Annotated in this window: 1 protein-coding gene; it reads right to left on the reverse strand. The window is 33.6% G+C overall.

Annotation, left to right across the window (positions count from 1 at the left end):
• Window positions 1–43: 43 nt before the first annotated feature.
• Window positions 44–417, reverse strand: a 374-nt coding sequence (locus tag EZH24_RS13505) for a phosphorylase family protein (RefSeq protein WP_473807495.1), incomplete at its 5' end; no start/stop codon positions are given.

The raw sequence follows: 417 nt of genomic DNA on the forward strand, positions 1-417 counted from the left end.
TTAAGGCAATAATTGCACTCGTTTTAATTATTTTTATTTTATATTATTTCATGTTTTTAAGCATTTCAATTACTATTTTTGCCGAATTCTCCGAAGCCTCGACTACAAATTTTGGAAAATCGACTACCGCGTCGCTGTTCGCTTTATCGGATAACGAACGAATAACTACAAACGGAACTTTATACATTAAAGCCGCATGAGCCACAGAAGCGCCTTCCATTTCTATCGCGCCCGCTTTGAATTTTTCTCTTATATATTTTACTTTTTCTCCGTCTCCTATAAATTGGTCGCCTGTAGCTATCGTGTCTATATAAACTTTATTATTTTTAATTACTTTTTCGGCGGACACTTTTGCAAGTTCGATTAAATATTTGTCGGCGGGATAATAATTTTTATCGTGATAATAATTTTTATCGT

This window comes from Brachyspira catarrhinii (assembly GCF_005518285.1).
GTDB classification, from domain to species: domain Bacteria; phylum Spirochaetota; class Brachyspiria; order Brachyspirales; family Brachyspiraceae; genus Brachyspira; species Brachyspira catarrhinii.